We start from the raw sequence: 16,146 nt of genomic DNA, 5'->3' as shown, positions 1-16,146 counted from the left end.
GCGCGGGGCGGGGTCCCCTACCCGCCCTTCCACCGTTCCCTGGGCTCCGCCCAGACCCGCGCCTCAAACGCCGGCACAGTCCAGCCCCGCCGGCGTTTGAGGCGCGGGGGTCCGGGGGCTGGCCCCCGGCAACGGACCCGCACACGAACGGGGATCCGCAGCCGCGCCGGCGCTTGAGGCGGCGGGTACCGGTGCGCAGCCCGTCAGGAGAGGCGGCGGACGTGGTACGCCGTGCCCCTCGGGCGGGGGGATTCGCCGAGGTACGCGTGGCCGCGGATGCCGCACCACGCCGGGATGTCCAGGCGGGCCACCTCGTCGTCCGACAGGACGGTCACGGTGCCCCCCACCGCGACCCCGCCGATCGCCCGGGCCAGCTCGATCACCGGCTGCGGGCAGCGCAGTCCGAGGGTGTCGAGTTCCAGGGAGTCCGCCACCGGTGTCACCGTCACCGGTTCGGTGACGCCCAGCTTCGCCCGGACCCCGGCCACCGCGCCGGGCAGCACCTCCAGGAAGCCGTTGACCTCGTCGGCGGAGGTACCGGCCGGCAGGGACACCCGTACGTTCCCCTCCGACAGCACCCCCATCGCCCGCAGCACATGACTCGGGGTCAGCGTCGAGCTGGTGCAGGAGGAGCCGGAGGAGACGGAGTACCCGGCGCGGTCGAGTTCGTGCAGCAGGCTCTCGCCGTCCACGTACAGGCAGGAGAAGGTGACCAGGTGCGGCAGCCGCCGGTCCGGGTCGCCGACCACCTCCACGTCCGGCACCAGCCGGGCGACGCGCCGCCGGATCCGGTCCACCAGGACCCGCAGCCGCGCGGCCTCCGTGTCCGCCTCGGCCCGTACCGCCCGCAGCGAGGCGGCCGCCGCGACGATCGCGGGGAGGTTCGCGTAGCCGGGGGAGCGGCCCGACTCCCTTTCGTCGGCGGGGCCTTGGGGGGCGAAGCGCACCCCCTTGCGGACCGCGAGCAGACCCACCCCGGGCGGGCCGCCCCACTTGTGCGCGCTGGCGGCCAGGACCGACCAGCCGTCCTCCACCCGGCCCCAGCCCAGCGACTGCGCCGCGTCGACGAGCAGCGGCACCCCGGCCTCGGCGCAGACCTCGGCGACCTCCGCCACCGGCTGGACGGTGCCCACCTCGTGGTTGGCGGACTGGAGGCAGGCCAGCGCGGTGTCGGGGGCGAGGGCGGCCGCGTACCCGGCGGCGGACACGGCGCCGAGCCGGTTCACCCCGACCTCCGTCAGCCGGCCGCCCCCGGTGGCCGCGTGGGCCTCGGCCGCGTGGAGTACAGAACTGTGTTCGACGGCCGATACGACGAGATGACCGCCGACGCGCCGGCGCCCGGCCAGGGCTCCCGCGATGCCCGAGTGAACCGCGTGCGTCCCCGAAGGAGTGAACACGAGCTCGTCGGGGCGGCATCCCACCGCCTCGGCCGCCGCCTCCCGCGCCGCGTCCAGCAGCAGCCGCGCCCGGCGCCCCTCCCGGTACAGCCGGGCCGGGTCCGCCCAGCCCTCGTCGAGTGCGGCCTGCAACGCCTGCCGGGCGACGGGGTGCAGCGGAGCGGCGGACGCGGTGTCGAAGTAGGGCATCCGGCCACGCTAACCCGCGCGTTCGCGGAGCCGGGGTCAGGGCCCGTCAGATGTCCTGCGGAGCCTGCCGTTCAGGGCCGTATGGCCCGTCCCCCGTACGGCGGATCCATCCCTTCGGGGGCAGTAGCGGCGCGTTGGGCACCCTCCCCGCGCGACCCCAAATAGCGTCCAGTAGGGTTTGGTCCGCATAAACATCCAAACCCCTGCCTGCGTCAGGGCCGGCGACCGACCCGAACACGGCCGCGGCCGGCCGCGCGGGCCGAGACTCTCGGGAAGGCGCTACGTGAGTCCCTACGGCTCCGACCGCTCGCCGCGGCGCCCGATGCGGCGGAAGCTGCTGCAGGCGCTGACTGCGGGCGTGGTCCTGGCGACCGCCACTGGTTGCTCGTACACCTGGAAAGACTTTCCCCGCCTCGGATTGCCCACCCCGGTCACGGAGGAGGGTCCTCGCATCCTCTCCCTGTGGCAGGGTTCCTGGGCGGCCGCTCTCATCACGGGCATCCTGGTGTGGGGCCTGATCATCTGGAGCGTCATCTTCCACCGGCGCAGCCGGACGAAGGTGGAGGTTCCCCCGCAGACCCGGTACAACATGCCCATCGAGGCGCTGTACACCGTGGTCCCGCTCATCATCGTCTCGGTGCTCTTCTACTTCACCGCGCGCGACGAGTCGAAGCTGCTCGCCCTCACTCCGAAGCCGCCCCACACGATCAACGTGGTCGGCTACCAGTGGAGCTGGGGCTTCAACTACGTCGAGAACGTCGACGGTGACGCGGCGACCCCGAAGGCGGGTGCGGTTCCGAAGGAGCTCGCCTCCATTCCGGACCGCTTCACGAAGGCCTTCCCCGCGGGCGCCGAAGGCGTCTACGAGAAGGGCGTCCCCGGCGACCGCAACCCGGACACGAACAACCCGGGCCCGACCCTCTACCTGCCCGCAGGTGAGAAGGTCCGCTTCATCCTGTCGTCGAACGACGTCATCCACTCCTTCTGGGTGGTCCCCTTCCTGTTCAAGCAGGACGTCATCCCCGGCCACACCAACGTCTTCGAGGTGACCCCGAAGACGGAGGGCACCTTCATGGGCAAGTGCGCCGAGCTCTGCGGTGTCGACCACTCCCGGATGCTCTTCAACGTGAAGATCGTCTCGCCGGAGAAGTACCGGGCACACCTGAAGGAGCTGGCGGAGAAGGGCCAGACCGGCTTCCTCCCCGCAGGCATCAAGCAGACCGACCCGGCCCGGAATGCGGAAGTGAACAAACTGTGAGCATCCTCAACGAATCCCAGGGTGCCGCCGCCGACTCGTACGAGAACGAGCTGCCGGTACGGCGCAAGCAGCCGGGCAATGTGGTCGTGAAGTGGATGACCACGACCGACCACAAGACCATCGGCACGATGTACCTGGTCACGTCGTTCGTGTTCTTCCTCATCGGCGGCCTGCTGGCGCTCTTCATGCGCGCCGAGCTGGCCCGTCCGGGCACGCAGATCATGTCGAACGAGCAGTTCAACCAGGCGTTCACCATGCATGGCACGATCATGCTGCTGATGTTCGCCACCCCGCTGTTCGCGGGCTTCGCGAACTGGATCATGCCGCTGCAGATCGGCGCGCCCGACGTGGCGTTCCCGCGGCTGAACATGTTCGCGTACTGGCTGTACCTCTTCGGCTCGACCATCGCGGTGGCCGGCTTCGTCACCCCCTCGGGTGCCGCCGACTTCGGCTGGTTCGCCTACTCCCCGCTGTCGGACGCCGTCCGCTCGCCGGGCATCGGCGCCGACATGTGGATCATGGGTCTGGCCTTCTCCGGCTTCGGCACGATCCTCGGCTCGGTCAACTTCATCACCACGATCATCTGCATGCGCGCTCCCGGCATGACGATGTTCCGCATGCCGATCTTCACCTGGAACGTGCTGCTGACCGGTGTCCTGGTCCTGCTCGCCTTCCCGGTGCTGGCCGCCGCGCTCTTCGCGCTGGAGGCCGACCGGAAGTTCGGTGCGCACGTCTTCGACGCGGCCAACGGCGGCGCCTTGCTGTGGCAACACCTCTTCTGGTTCTTCGGACACCCAGAGGTGTACATCATCGCGCTGCCGTTCTTCGGAATCGTTTCCGAGGTCATCCCGGTCTTCTCGCGCAAGCCGATGTTCGGTTACATCGGTCTGATCGCCGCGACGATCGCGATCGCCGGCCTCTCCGTGACCGTGTGGGCCCACCACATGTACGTCACCGGTGGTGTGCTGCTGCCGTTCTTCTCCTTCATGACCTTCCTGATCGCGGTACCGACCGGTGTGAAGTTCTTCAACTGGATCGGCACCATGTGGAAGGGCTCGCTGTCCTTCGAGACCCCGATGCTCTGGACGATCGGCTTCCTGGTCACCTTCACCTTCGGTGGCCTGACCGGCGTCATCCTGGCCTCGCCCCCGATGGACTTCCACGTCTCCGACTCGTACTTCGTCGTCGCGCACTTCCACTACGTCGTCTTCGGCACCGTGGTCTTCGCGATGTTCGCCGGCTTCCACTTCTGGTGGCCGAAGTTCACGGGCAAGATGCTGGACGAGCGCCTCGGCAAGATCACCTTCTGGACGCTGTTCATCGGCTTCCACGGCACCTTCCTGGTCCAGCACTGGCTGGGCGCCGAGGGCATGCCGCGTCGTTACGCGGACTACCTCGCGGCCGACGGCTTCACCGCGCTGAACACGGTCTCCACGATCAGCTCGTTCCTGCTCGGCCTGTCGATGCTGCCGTTCATGTACAACGTCTGGAAGACGGCCAAGTACGGCAAGAAGGTCGAGGTCGACGACCCGTGGGGCTACGGCCGTTCGCTGGAGTGGGCGACCTCCTGCCCGCCGCCGCGGCACAACTTCCTCACCCTGCCGCGCATCCGCAGTGAATCGCCGGCGTTCGACCTGCACCACCCGGAGATCGCGGCCCTCGACCACCTCGAGGACCACACCCCGGCCAAGGCCGTCACCGGTGGCAAGGAGGCCGGCAAGTGAAGATCCAGGGCAAGATGTTCCTCTGGCTCGCCGTCTTCATCCTGATCATGACCGTCGTCTACGGCGTCTGGTCGAAGGAGCCGGTCGGAACCACCGCTCTCGCGCTGGCCTTCGGCCTGAGCGCCATGATCGGCTACTACCTGGCCTTCACGGCCAAGCGCGTGGACGAGATGGCCCAGGACAACCTGGAGGCCGACGTCGCCGACGAGGCGGGCGAGCTGGGGTTCTTCTCCCCGCACAGCTGGCAGCCGCTCTCGCTGGCGATCGGTGGCGCGTTCGCCTTCATGGGCGTCATCTTCGGCTGGTGGCTCATGTACTTCTCGGCCCCGATCATCCTGATCGGCCTGTGGGGCTGGGTGTACGAGTACTACCGCGGTGAGAACGCGAACCAGTAGTTCGTAGCGGTACAGCGGTACAGCGGTACAGCGGTCCATCAGGACGTCGAGGGGCCCGGACACCTTTTCGGAGGAGTCCGGGCCCCTCGTTTGCAGTCACCCCGCGCGCCGTAATTGTCATACCTTCATAGCGTTAGCTCCATGAAGCACTCACCGCGTCTTTGGACGGTACTCAGCTGCTCCCTGCTGGTCGCGTCCCTCGGGGCCGGCGCCACCGCATGCGGGTCCGGCGAGCACAACCCGCTGTCGGCCCGCCCGTACGACGCGGGCGATCAAGTCGCCTTCAACCAGGCCTCCGGCGGCCGCGCCGTCGACCCCGAGAAGCCCCTCGAAGTCACCGCCAAGGGGACCGGGTCACGGATCACCGACGTGACCGTCGTGGACACCCACGGACGCCGGCTGGCGGGTGAACTCTCCGTCAAGGGCGACCGCTGGCACAGCACCGCCCCGATGGCCGCGGGAGTCCACTACAGCGTCACCGTGGGCACCGAGGACGAGCACGGGGCCCCAGGGCGCCGCACGATGGCCTTCGACACCACCCCGGCCGAGAAGGTCCTCAAGGTCGAATTCGGCCCGGACGAGGGCAAGTACGGCGTCGGACAGCCCCTCACGGCCGAACTCAACGAACCCGTCAAGGACAAGGCCTCCCGCGCCGTCGTGGAGCGGGCCCTGGTCGTCGACGCGCCGAGCGGGGTCGAGGGCGCCTGGTACTGGGTGGACGACAAGACGCTGCACTACCGCCCGAAGGACTACTGGCCCGCCAACACCAACGTCTCCGTACGGAGCAACCTGGAGGGCATCAAGATCGGCGACGAGCTCCACGGAGCCGCGTCGAAGCCGCTCACCCTGGAGATCGGCGACCGCGTCGAGGTCACCACCGACGCCTCCTCGCACTACCTGACCTTCAGGCGCAACGGAGAAGTGATCAACACCATTCCGGTGACCACCGGAAAGCCCGGCTTCTCCACCCGCAACGGGGTCAAGGTGGTGCTGGGCAAGCAGTACTTCGTCCAGATGCGCGGCGACACCGTCGGCATCGGCGGCAGTGAGTACTACAACTTGCCCGTCTACTACGCCACACGGGTGACATGGAGCGGTGAATACGTGCACGCCGCGCCGTGGTCGGTCGGCTCCCAGGGCTACGAGAACGTCAGCCACGGATGCACCGGCATGAGCACCGGCAACGCCGCCTGGTTCTACGAGAACATCACCGAGGGCGACATCGTCCGGGTGATCAACAGCATCGGCGACGACATGGACACCTTCGGCAACGGCTACGGCGACTGGAACATGGACTGGAAGGACTGGCGCGAAGGCAGCGCCCTCCTGAAGGGTACCCAGGAGGGCCGCAGCCCCATGGACCAGGCGCGCCTGAGGCCCCAGGTGTAACCGTTCGGCCCCCGACCGGCCCCGGAAGGCCCCACGCGCCCTCCGGGGCCCCGGAACGCCCCCGTGAGGGCGCCCGGGGCGGCCGCTCAGGCGTCGAGGGACAGCCGGGCCCGCAGGAGCCCCGCCAGGGCCTCCGGGAAGTCCACCGGGTCCACCGGGAGGGTCACGGCGGCGTCGGCCCGGCTCCAGGTCGCCAGCCAGGCGTCCTGGGGGCGCCCCATCAGCAGCAGCACCGGGGGGCACTTGAAGATCTCGTCCTTGATCTGCCGGCACACGCCCATGCCCCCGGCCGGAACCGCCTCGCCGTCCAGCACGCACACGTCGATGCCGCCCGCGTCCAGCTCCTTGAGGACCGCCGGAAGCGTCGCGCACTCCAGGAACTCCACCGGCGGCAGGTCCGCCGCCGGCCTGCGCCCGGCCGCAAGCCGCACCTGCTCCCGGGTGCCCGCGTCGTCGCTGTAGACCAGAACCCGCGCAGTCGCCCGCATTTCGTTCCTCCACGTGTCCGTGAATCACGCTGATGATGCGCGGGATGCTACTCCTCCCGACCCGCTGTCAACATCGGTTCGCGCAGGCTCCGGATCACTCATCTGATGGGCCGTTCGGGCCTTGCACACGCCCCTGACACTCCGAACGGCACCCCCCGGGGTGAGGGCGGGATAAGCGACCGACATAATGTCGGTCGTGGCGACAGCAACGACAGTAGATACCGGGCACGCGCACCCGACGGTCAACCGGCCGAACCTCGTCAGCGTCGGAACCATCATCTGGTTGAGTTCCGAGCTGATGTTCTTCGCGGCCCTCTTCGCGATGTACTTCACCCTGCGATCCGTGACAGGCGCCGAGTACTGGACAGAGCAGGCTTCGGCCTTGAATCTGCCCTTCTCGGCGACGAACACCACGATCCTGGTGCTCTCCTCGCTCACCTGCCAGCTCGGCGTATTCGCCGCTGAGCGCGGTGACGTGAAGAAGCTCAGGACGTGGTTCATCATCACGTTCGTCATGGGTGCGATCTTCATTGGCGGCCAGGTGTTCGAGTACACCGAGCTGGTCAAGCACGAGGGCATGTCTCTCTCGTCAGGCCCGTACGGCTCGGTCTTCTACCTGACCACCGGCTTCCACGGTCTGCACGTGACGGGCGGTCTCATCGCCTTCCTGCTGGTCCTCGGCCGGACGTACGCGGCCAAGAGGTTCACCCACGAACAGGCCACGTCGGCCATCGTCGTGTCCTACTACTGGCACTTCGTCGATGTCGTCTGGATCGGCCTCTTCGCCACGATCTACCTGATCAAGTAGCGAACACGTCGCCGGGCCCGCGCCCGGCACTCCATCCAGAAACACCGACGCAGAAGATCCTGACACCGGGGTAATCCGTGAAAAAGCTCTCCGCACGACGACGCCATCCGCTGGCGGCGGTCGTCGTTCTACTCTTCGCGCTGGCGGTCACGGGGGGGCTGTACGCCGCCTTCGCGCCCGCGAGCAAGGCGCAGGCCGATGAAACCGCCCAGTCCCTCGCCATCGAGGAGGGCAAGAAGCTCTACGCCGTGGGTTGCGCAAGCTGCCACGGAACCGGCGGTCAGGGTTCCTCTGACGGCCCGAGCCTGGTCGGCGTCGGCTCCGCGGCCGTGGACTTCCAGGTGAGCACGGGCCGCATGCCCGCCCAGCAGCCCGGCGCCCAGGTGCCGAAGAAGCCGAACATCTACTCCCAGGCCCAGATCGACCAGCTCGCGGCGTACATCTCTTCGCTCGGCGCCGGTCCGATCACGCCGCACGAGAAGCAGTACGACCCGGCCGGCGCCGACATCGCCGCTGGTGGTGAGCTGTTCCGCAACAACTGCGCGCAGTGCCACAACTTCACCGGCGAGGGCGGCGCGCTGACGAACGGCAAGTACGCCCCGAACCTCGAGGGCGTCGAGCCGAAGCACATCTACGAGGCCATGCTCACCGGCCCGCAGAACATGCCCTCCTTCCCCGACAGCACCATGCCGGAGAAGCAGAAGAAGGACATCATCGCGTACCTCCAGAACGTCAACGGCGAGAAGTCGACCAGCCCCGGTGGCCTCAAGCTCGGTGGCCTCGGCCCCGTCTCCGAGGGTCTGTTCGGCTGGATCTTCGGTCTGGGTGCGCTGATCGCTGTCGCCGTCTGGGTCGCGGCCCACACCGCTAAGGCCAAGAAGTCATGAGTAGCCAAGACATTCCCGAAGAGAAGCACCTGCCGAGCGAGCAGGGCGACGCGCACCACGGTGGTGTAGCGGTCGCGGACGACCCGTTCGCCGACCCCGGCCTCCCGGTCCACAAGCCGCGCATCCAGGACATCGACGAGCGGGCCGCCAAGCGGTCCGAGCGTACGGTCGCGATGCTGTTCACGCTGTCGATGCTGGCCACCGTCGGCTTCATCGCCTCGTTCGTGACCCTGCCCGTCGACAAGATCGTCTACATCTTCCCCATCGGGAAGGTGAGCGCCCTGAACTTCGCCCTGGGCATGACCCTGGGCGTGGCTCTGTTCTGCATCGGCGCGGGCGCGGTCCACTGGGCCCGCACCCTGATGTCCGACGTGGAGGTCGCCGACGACCGTCACGAGATCGCGGCTTCGCCCGAGGTCAAGGCGCAGGTCATGCAGGACTTCGCCGACGGTGCGAACGAGTCCGGCATCGCCCGCCGCCCCCTCATCAAGCGCACGATGTTCGGCGCGCTGGCCATGCTGCCGCTGTCCGCCGTCGTGATCATGCGCGACCTGGGGCCCCTGCCCGAGGACAAGCTGCGCAAGACGCTCTGGTCCAAGGGCAAGCTGCTCATCAACCAGAACACGATGGAGCCGCTGCGTCCCGAGGACGTACTCGTCGGTTCGCTGACCTTCGCCATGCCGGAAGGCCTGGAGGAGGAGCAGCACGACTTCCAGGTCCAGATCGCCAAGGCGGCCCTGATGATCGTCCGGATCCAGCCGGAGGACATCAAGGACAAGAAGGAACTGGAGTGGTCCCACGACGGGATCGTGGCCTTCTCCAAGATCTGTACCCACGTCGGCTGCCCGATCAGCCTGTACGAGCAGCAGACGCACCACGTGCTCTGCCCGTGCCACCAGTCCACCTTCGACCTCTCCGACGGCGCCCGTGTCATCTTCGGCCCGGCCGGTCACGCGCTTCCGCAGCTGCGGATCGGCGTGAACGCTGAAGGCTTCCTCGAGGCGCACGGCGACTTCGAAGAGCCCGTCGGTCCTGCATTCTGGGAGCGCGGATGAGCACCAGCGACAACAACGAGCGCAAAGCGCCGGCCGGCGAGCGCGTAGCGGACTGGGCGGACGGCCGCCTGGGCATCTACAGCCTCGCCAAGGCGAACATGCGCAAGATCTTCCCGGACCACTGGTCCTTCATGCTGGGTGAGATCTGCCTCTACGCCTTCGTCATCATCATCCTCACGGGTGTGTACCTGACGCTGTTCTTCCACCCGAGCATGAACGAGGTGGAGTACCACGGCTCGTACGTGCCGATGCAGGGCGTCATGATGTCCGAGGCCTTCGCCTCGACGCTCGACATCAGCTTCGACGTCCGCGGCGGTCTGCTGATCCGGCAGATCCACCACTGGGCGGCGCTGATCTTCGTCGCGGCCATGGTCGTGCACATGATGCGCGTCTTCTTCACGGGTGCGTTCCGCAAGCCGCGTGAGGTCAACTGGATCTTCGGCTTCCTGCTGCTGGTCCTCGGCATGTTCACCGGTTTCACCGGTTACTCCCTGCCGGACGACCTGCTCTCGGGTACCGGTGTCCGCTTCATGCAGGGCGCCATCCTCTCCGTCCCGATCGTCGGCACCTACCTGTCGATGTTCCTGTTCGGCGGCGAGTTCCCGGGCGGCGACTTCGTCGCACGCTTCTACTCGGTGCACATCCTGCTGCTGCCCGGCATCATGATGGGCCTGCTGGTCGCCCACCTGATCCTGGTCGTGTTCCACAAGCACACCCAGTACGCCGGCCCCGGCAAGACCGAGAAGAACGTCGTCGGCATGCCGCTGCTGCCGGTCTACATGGCCAAGGCCGGAGGCTTCTTCTTCCTGGTCTTCGGTGTCATCGCGGCCATCGCGGCGCTCGCCTCGATCAACCCGATCTGGGCGCTCGGCCCGTACCGTCCGGACCACGTGTCCACCGGTGCGCAGCCCGACTGGTACATGGGTATGCCGGAAGGCCTCATCCGTGCGATGCCGGGCTGGGAGATCAACCTGTGGGGCCACACGCTCGTCCTGGGCGTGTTCATCCCGCTGGTGCTCTTCCCGCTGGTCCTGGGTGCCATCGCCGTCTGGCCGTTCATCGAGTCCTGGGTCACCGGGGACAAGCGCGAGCACCACATCCTGGACCGCCCGCGCAACGTCCCGACCCGTACGGCCTTCGGTGTCGCCTGGATCGCGGAGTACATCGTGCTCCTCATCGGCGGCGGCAACGACATGTTCGCCCAGTACTTCCACCTGTCGATCAACTCGATCACCTGGTTCGTCCGGATCGGCTTCTTCGTCGTCCCGGTCCTCGCCTTCATCGTCACCAAGCGGATCTGCCTCGGCCTCCAGCGCCGGGACAACGACAAGGTGCTGCACGGTCGCGAGACCGGCATCATCAAGCGTCTGCCGCACGGTGAGTTCGTCGAGGTCCACGAGCCGCTGTCGCAGGGCAAGCTGCACACCCTCACCTCGCACGAGCAGTACGAGCCGCTCGAGATCGGCCCCACGGTCGACGAGAACGGTGTCGAGCGCAAGGTGAGCGGCGCGGAGAAGCTCCGGGTCAAGCTCAGCAAGGGCATGTTCGCGGAGAACAACCAGATTCCGAAGCCCACGGTGGAGGAGTACAAGGAGATCCAGAGCGGCCACGGCCACCACTGATCTCCGGCACGACAGCTTGAGGGATGGGTTTCGGCCAATCCTGGTGTCGCCACGGTGAGAGCCCCGTCCAGTGTCTGGACGGGGCTCTTCGCCGTCCCCGGGGCTGGATAGGCTGAGATCCTTCCCATTCAGACGTGGACCATCAGGAGCGGACCATGAACGTTGTGACCCCGGCAGGCGGCGACAGCGTGGCGGCCCGTGGCTGGCCGGGCGTCCTCGACGCCCTGCTGACCGGCCAGGACCTCGGCGCGGACGACACCGCCTGGGCCATGGACCGGATCATGCGGGGAGAGGCCACCGACGCGCAGATCGCCGGTTTCATGGTCGCGCTGCGGGCCAAGGGGGAGACCGTCGCGGAGATCAACGGCATGGTCCGCGCCATGTACGATCACGCCAATCTGATCGAGGTCCCGGGCCGCACGGTGGACATCGTCGGCACCGGCGGCGACGGCGCGAAGACGGTCAACATCTCCACGATGTCGGCCCTCGTGGTGGCCGGTACGGGCGCCAAGGTCGTCAAGCACGGCAACCGGGCCGCGTCCTCCGCGAGCGGCTCCTCCGACGTGCTGGAGAAACTCGGCGTCAACCTCGGCCTGACCCCGGCCCGGGTCGTGGAGGTGGCCGAGGAGGCCGGCATCACCTTCTGCTTCGCGGTGAAGTTCCACCCGGCGCTGCGGCACGTGGCGGCGGCCCGCAAGGAGCTGGGCATCCGGACCACCTTCAACTTCCTGGGCCCGCTCACCAACCCGGCCCGGGTCCGCGCGCAGGCCACCGGCGTGGCCGACCCCCGGGTGGCCCCCATCGTGGCCGGGGTCCTCGCGGAGCGGGGCTCCTCGGCGCTGGTCTTCCGGGGCGACGACGGCATGGACGAGCTGACCACCACCGCCACCTCCCGGGTGTGGTGGGTGCGCGAGGGCACCGTGACCGAGCTGCCCTTCGACCCGCGCGACGTCGGGATCCCGGTCGTCGACGTCTCCCGTCTGCGGGGCGAGGACGCCTCGTACAACGCGGACGTCGCCCGCAGGCTGCTGGGCGGCGAGAGCGGCCCCGTACGGGACGCCGTGCTGCTGAACTCGGCGGCGGCCCTGGTGGCGCTGGACCCGGGCACGGGGTCCCTGGAGGAGCAGCTCGCGGCGGGCATCGTCCGGGCGGCCGAGTCCATCGACTCCGGTGAGGCGCAGGCGGCGCTGGACCGGTGGGTGGCGGCCAGCAACCGCTGAGCCGCGCCCGGCGCCGTCGGCACTGATCGTTTTCGGCCTCGAGCCCGGTCCGCCATGCGGACCGGGCTCTTGCGTTCGGCGGATCATGTGGCAGGATGCTGACCAGGTCACGAGTGACAGCGTTTAGGCCCCGGCTTGCTGTCCGGCAACCCTCCTTCCGTGGCGGGGTGCCCCGGGTGATGACCAGGTCGTAGGCAGCAAGGCCTACGGCAAGCGCGGATCCCTCGACACCAGGGGTCCTGGTCTCTCGAGGAGCTTTTCCGTGAGCAAGCGAATGCGATAGGGCGGATCCGCCCCTTCTTCAACCCTCGGAACAGGGTCACTTCCGTGTACCCGTCACTCCTTTCCGAGGACTTTCCCGTACCCCGGACGGCCTTCAGCGCCGCCGTACCCGCGTACGGGCACACCGAAGCCATTCACCTCTGCCCTGCCGGGAGACACCGCCATGTCCGCATCCCTGAACGCCGTCGCCACCGCCGCTGCCGCCACCGCCGAGGGCCCCGCCTGTGCCGGGCCGCTGCCGGTCCTCGGCCGCGACGTCACCGTCCCGCTCGTCACCGGCGGCGAGGTCACCTACGCCGCCCTGGACTACGCCGCCAGCGCCCCCGCCCTCCAGCGGGTCTGGGACGACGTCGCCGCGTACGCCCCGTACTACGGCAGCGTCCACCGCGGCGCCGGGTACCTCTCGCAGCTCTCCACCGACCTGTTCGAGCAGAGCCGCACGGCCGTCGCCGAGTTCCTCGACTGCCGGCCCTCCGACCAGGTGGTCTTCACCCGGTCCACCACCGACTCGCTGAACCTGCTCGCCGCCACCCTCCCGGCCGGCTGCCAGGTCTTCGTCTTCGAGACCGAGCACCACGCCTCGCTGCTGCCCTGGACCGACGCGCGGGTCACCTACCTCAACGCCCCCCGCACCCCCGGCGAGGCCGTCGCCACCCTGGAGCGGGCCCTCGCCGACCGCGAGCCCTACGGGCCGGCGCTGGTCTGCGTCACCGGCGCCTCCAACGTCACCGGTGAGCTGTGGCCGGTCAAGGAGCTGGCCGCCGCCGCGCACGCCCACGGCGCGCGGATCGTGCTGGACGCCGCCCAGCTGGCCCCCCACCACCCCGTCTCGGTGCGGGAGCTGGACGTGGACTGGGTCGCCTTCTCCGGGCACAAGCTGTACGCGCCCTTCGGCTCGGGCGTGCTCGCCGGCCGGGCCGACTGGCTCCAGGAGGCGCAGCCGTACCTCGCCGGTGGCGGTGCCTCCCGCAAGGTCGCCCGCCGTGAGGACGGCGGCGTCGACGTCGAGTGGCACACCACCGCCGCCCGCCACGAGGCCGGCTCGCCGAACGTCATCGGCGTCTACTCCATCGCCTCCGCCTGCCGGGCGCTGAAGGAGGCCGGGTTCGAGAACCTGGTCGCCCGCGAGAACCAGCTCATCGCCAAGGTCCGCGAGGGCCTCGCCGAGGTCCCGGCGGTGCGGGTGCTGTCCCTCTTCGGGGACGACGCCCCGCGCGTCGGCGTCATCTCCTTCGTCGTCGACGGCTGGAACAGCTCCCACTTCGCGGCCGCCCTGTCCGCCGAGTACGGCATCGGCGTCCGCGACGGCCTCTTCTGCGCCCACCCCCTGGTCCGCACCCTGCTCGGCAGCGAGCCGCAGGAGCCGGGCGAGTGCGGGGCCCCCGAGGCCGCCCCGGGCGAGCGCTCCCTGAACGCGATCCGCGTCAGCTTCGGCGCGGGCACCCCCGACGAGCACGTCGAGCGCTTCGTCCGCGCGGTGCGCGAACTCGTCGCGGACGGCGCCAAGTGGCAGTACCGCACCGAGGAAGGCCGCTGCGTCCCCGCCGTCTGACAGGCTGTCGCCCATGACGTACTGGGATCCCCTGCCGACCCTGCGCGCGGCGGTGGGCGGGCCGATGCCGCAGGACTGGGCGCCGGTCGGTCCGCTGCTGGGGGACTGGTCCGGGGCCGCGCCCGGCGGCTGGGAGCGGCGGGACTGGCGTACCGTTCCGGGCCCGGTGTACTCGTCGGAGACCGACACCTGCTGGACCGGGCGGGGCTGTGCGCCGGACAACGTGCTCTACGAGGACGCGTACGGGGCCGAGATCGTCTACCGCCAGCCGCGGACGCCGGCCGAGGTGTACGCGGTGATCCACGCCGCGGAGTGCGACCCCTTCGGCGGCTACGGCGGCGACGGGGACCTGCACTGGAGCCCGGAGCTCGTGCGGGAGTGGTGGAGCGGGCGGGGCCGCGTGCGCGAGTGGGCCGTCGGCGCGGGGCGGGGGCCCTGGGCCCGGTCCGGGCGCCCGGAGGAGCGGGACGCGGCCGCCGGGGCCCGCGCGTACGCGGCCTACGTCGACAGCGGCCTGGGGGAGTACCTGCGCGGTTACCTCTTCCGGCTCCTGGAGGGCCGCCCGGCCCTGGCCGGCGAGCGGCTGCCGGAGCTGGGCCGGGGCTGAGCGGGACCGGGGTCGGGGCGAGCCTGCCGGGACCGGGCAGGGGCGGACCCGCGCCGGGCCGGACCGGGCGCGGGGGCAGCGGCCGGGCGGGGCCGGGAGGCCCGGTGCGGGTCCCGGGCGTGGCCCGGGCGTGGCCCGGGGTGTTGCGTTCCCCCGCCGGCCAGGCGTCAGGCGTCGAGGCCGATGGCGAAGGCCGCTTCCAGGTCGTGCTGGGAGTAGGTGCGGAACGCCACGTGGGTGTCGGTGGCCTCGACGCCCGGGATCTTGCTGATGCGGCCCGGGATGATGTCCGCGAGGTTCTCGTGGCGGGCCACGCGGACCAGCGCGATCAGGTCGTACGTACCGGTGACGGAGTAGACCTCGCTGACGCTGTCCAGCGCGGCGATGGACTCGGCGATCTCGGGGATGCGGTCCACGCTGGTCTTGATGAGCACGATCGCGGTGATCACGGTTGGCTGTCTCCCTCGCCGGCAGTCACTGGTCGTCTCACTCTAGTCGTACGGCGATAGCGCACCCACGCGTAGAGGAAGCCCACCGAGAAGCCCACGACATGGGCCAGGTAGGCCACTCCGGGGCCGCTCCCCGCCCGGTGCGCCGCCAGCCACTGGAGCCCGAACCAGAACATCAGGACGATCCACGCGGGGAAGCGCAGCGGCAGGAAGAGGAGGAAGGGGAACAGGCTCGTCACCCGGGCCCTGGGGAACAGGCACAGGAACGCGCCGAGGACCGCCGAGATCGCGCCGGACGCCCCGACCAGGGTCTGGTCGGAGGAGGCGTTGGCCGCCGCGTACGCCGCGAGCGCGAGGTAGCCCGTGCAGACGTAGAACACCAGGAAGGGCGCCCGGCCCATCCGCTCCTCCGTCATCGCGCCGAAGACGTAGAGGAAGAGCATGTTCCCGAGCAGGTGCAGCCAGCTGCCGTGGACGAAGAGGGCGGTCAGCGGGGTCAGCAGCGGGCGGCCCGCCCCGGAGAAGAGCTCGACGGGGACCACCCCCCAGTGCCGGAAGTAGGCCGTGCCCGTCTCCAGCAGCCGCTCGCCCGTCCCGTAGGCCGGGTTCAGGCCGGACGCCGGGCTGAACAGGAACGCCACGCAGCATCCGGCGATCAGCGCGTACGTCATCACCGGGCCCCGGGCGGCCTCGCGTACGGTCCGCCACCTTACGATCATGCGACAGAGCATGACGCAGACGGACCCACCTGACGGTGGTGCCAGGCCGTAGGGTTACGGCTGCGGTCCGTGGACCGCCGCGGAAGGCTTTAATTGAATGAGCTA

At 69.4% G+C, this 16,146-nt stretch carries 15 protein-coding genes and 1 riboswitch; of the genes, 11 read left to right on the top strand and 4 right to left on the bottom strand.

Annotated features, from left to right (window positions below; genetic code table 11):
* Positions 1 to 203: 203 nt before the first annotated feature.
* Complete coding sequence (locus OOK31_RS23665; RefSeq protein WP_267089303.1) at positions 204 to 1,586, bottom strand: cysteine desulfurase/sulfurtransferase TusA family protein; 1,383 nt, start codon at positions 1,584 to 1,586, stop codon at positions 204 to 206.
* 283 nt (positions 1,587 to 1,869) lie between these two features.
* On the opposite strand from OOK31_RS23665, the gene coxB reads away from it, so the two are divergent.
* The 4 genes from coxB (at position 1,870) to OOK31_RS23645 (ending at position 6,352) form a co-directional block, all read left to right on the top strand.
* The gene (coxB, locus tag OOK31_RS23660) at positions 1,870 to 2,844 is read left to right on the top strand and encodes a cytochrome c oxidase subunit II (RefSeq protein ID WP_267089302.1); all 975 of its coding nucleotides are present in this window, start codon (positions 1,870 to 1,872) and stop codon (positions 2,842 to 2,844) included.
* Complete coding sequence (gene ctaD, locus OOK31_RS23655) at positions 2,841 to 4,568, top strand: cytochrome c oxidase subunit I (protein ID WP_267089301.1); 1,728 nt, start codon at positions 2,841 to 2,843, stop codon at positions 4,566 to 4,568. The genes coxB and ctaD overlap by 4 nt, the downstream gene beginning before the upstream one ends.
* Positions 4,565 to 4,963 (top strand): cytochrome c oxidase subunit 4, encoded by a 399-nt coding sequence (locus OOK31_RS23650; protein ID WP_267089300.1) that lies wholly within the window; start codon positions 4,565 to 4,567, stop codon positions 4,961 to 4,963. The genes ctaD and OOK31_RS23650 overlap by 4 nt, the downstream gene beginning before the upstream one ends.
* A 141-nt stretch (positions 4,964 to 5,104) precedes the next feature.
* Entirely contained in the window at positions 5,105 to 6,352 is a 1,248-nt protein-coding gene (locus OOK31_RS23645; protein ID WP_267089299.1) for an Ig-like domain-containing protein, read from the top strand.
* Between the two features lie 86 nt (positions 6,353 to 6,438).
* Here the strand turns inward: OOK31_RS23645 and OOK31_RS23640 are convergent, their stop codons facing one another.
* On the bottom strand, positions 6,439 to 6,840 hold the full coding sequence (locus OOK31_RS23640; protein WP_267089298.1) for a hypothetical protein: 402 nt from the start codon (positions 6,838 to 6,840) through the stop codon (positions 6,439 to 6,441).
* Positions 6,841 to 7,027: 187 nt separating this feature from the next.
* Between OOK31_RS23640 and OOK31_RS23635 the strand changes: the two genes are divergently transcribed.
* From OOK31_RS23635 to OOK31_RS23605, 7 genes are all read left to right on the top strand, one after another.
* Positions 7,028 to 7,648, top strand: coding sequence for a heme-copper oxidase subunit III (locus tag OOK31_RS23635; RefSeq protein WP_008738823.1), 621 nt, complete (start codon positions 7,028 to 7,030; stop codon positions 7,646 to 7,648).
* 77 nt (positions 7,649 to 7,725) lie between these two features.
* Entirely contained in the window at positions 7,726 to 8,535 is an 810-nt protein-coding gene (locus OOK31_RS23630) for a c-type cytochrome (RefSeq protein ID WP_267089297.1), read from the top strand.
* The gene (locus OOK31_RS23625; protein WP_267089296.1) at positions 8,532 to 9,590 is read left to right on the top strand and encodes a Rieske 2Fe-2S domain-containing protein; all 1,059 of its coding nucleotides are present in this window, start codon (positions 8,532 to 8,534) and stop codon (positions 9,588 to 9,590) included. The genes OOK31_RS23630 and OOK31_RS23625 overlap by 4 nt, the downstream gene beginning before the upstream one ends.
* Complete coding sequence (locus OOK31_RS23620) at positions 9,587 to 11,212, top strand: cytochrome bc complex cytochrome b subunit (RefSeq protein ID WP_267089295.1); 1,626 nt, start codon at positions 9,587 to 9,589, stop codon at positions 11,210 to 11,212. The genes OOK31_RS23625 and OOK31_RS23620 overlap by 4 nt, the downstream gene beginning before the upstream one ends.
* A 155-nt stretch (positions 11,213 to 11,367) precedes the next feature.
* Positions 11,368 to 12,432 carry an anthranilate phosphoribosyltransferase gene (gene trpD, locus OOK31_RS23615; protein ID WP_267089294.1) on the top strand — a complete coding sequence of 355 codons (1,065 nt, stop codon included), beginning with the start codon at positions 11,368 to 11,370 and terminating at the stop codon, positions 12,430 to 12,432.
* Positions 12,433 to 12,537: 105 nt separating this feature from the next.
* Positions 12,538 to 12,654, top strand: a riboswitch (SAM riboswitch).
* 223 nt (positions 12,655 to 12,877) lie between these two features.
* Positions 12,878 to 14,266 carry an aminotransferase class V-fold PLP-dependent enzyme gene (locus tag OOK31_RS23610; protein WP_267089293.1) on the top strand — a complete coding sequence of 463 codons (1,389 nt, stop codon included), beginning with the start codon at positions 12,878 to 12,880 and terminating at the stop codon, positions 14,264 to 14,266.
* A 13-nt stretch (positions 14,267 to 14,279) separates the two neighbouring features.
* Positions 14,280 to 14,873, top strand: a complete 594-nt coding sequence (locus OOK31_RS23605) for a ferredoxin (protein ID WP_267089292.1) — start codon at positions 14,280 to 14,282, stop codon at positions 14,871 to 14,873.
* A 167-nt stretch (positions 14,874 to 15,040) separates the two neighbouring features.
* Here the strand turns inward: OOK31_RS23605 and OOK31_RS23600 are convergent, their stop codons facing one another.
* Positions 15,041 to 15,322 carry an Lrp/AsnC family transcriptional regulator gene (locus tag OOK31_RS23600; RefSeq protein ID WP_008738815.1) on the bottom strand — a complete coding sequence of 94 codons (282 nt, stop codon included), beginning with the start codon at positions 15,320 to 15,322 and terminating at the stop codon, positions 15,041 to 15,043.
* Positions 15,319 to 16,053, bottom strand: a complete 735-nt coding sequence (locus tag OOK31_RS23595; RefSeq protein ID WP_267089291.1) for a rhomboid family intramembrane serine protease — start codon at positions 16,051 to 16,053, stop codon at positions 15,319 to 15,321. Before OOK31_RS23595 ends, OOK31_RS23600 begins: the two co-directional genes overlap by 4 nt.
* Positions 16,054 to 16,146: the final 93 nt, after the last annotated feature.

The sequence above is a fragment of the Streptomyces sp. NBC_00249 genome (genome assembly GCF_026342355.1).
In the GTDB taxonomy this organism is placed as follows: Bacteria; Actinomycetota; Actinomycetes; order Streptomycetales; family Streptomycetaceae; genus Streptomyces.
This window is presented reverse-complemented; position numbering and strand designations above follow the sequence as displayed.